This window comes from Vibrio methylphosphonaticus (assembly GCF_023634655.1).
Lineage (GTDB): Bacteria > Pseudomonadota > Gammaproteobacteria > Enterobacterales > Vibrionaceae > Vibrio > Vibrio methylphosphonaticus.
Map to the genome: position 1 here is coordinate 1 of NZ_JAMKMS010000076.1, position 499 is coordinate 499.

Consider the following 499-nt stretch of genomic DNA (forward strand, 5'->3'; position numbering starts at 1 on the left):
GCCGGACTCAAATATAAACAAACACAACCGAAGTTATGTTGTTTCCAAGAACACTTGAATGTGTGTTGGTACCTAATTCTTATCTCTTAATAAAAAGAGTCAGAAATAGGATTTGAGAACTTTTATTTGAACAACAACTAATCAAGTTGTTGTTCGTCAGCTTTCCAAATTGTTAAAGAGCATGTGTTACTTAAACAGTAACCATTTCTAAATATTCTTAAGAGAATTTTCTATTTAAAAAAATACTTAAAGATGGTGGAGCTATGCGGGATCGAACCGCAGACCTCCTGCGTGCAAGGCAGGCGCTCTCCCAGCTGAGCTATAGCCCCATCTGTGTCGATATCGTACCGTATCTCCTAATGGAGATAGTGGTGGGTCTGAGTGGACTTGAACCACCGACCTCCCGCTTATCAGGCGAGCGCTCTAACCAGCTGAGCTACAGACCCACAGTCTGTTTCCACTTTAAAAAAGTGAAATCAAATATCGTCTCTTAACTTTC

General features: G+C 40.5%; 2 tRNA genes. Both read right to left on the minus strand.

Features of this window, described 5'->3' with window-relative positions:
- Window positions 1-253 precede the first annotated feature (253 nt).
- Window positions 254-329, minus strand: a tRNA-Ala gene (locus M9196_RS23310).
- 40 nt (window positions 330-369) lie between these two features.
- A tRNA-Ile gene (locus tag M9196_RS23315) sits at window positions 370-446 on the minus strand.
- Window positions 447-499 lie beyond the last annotated feature (53 nt).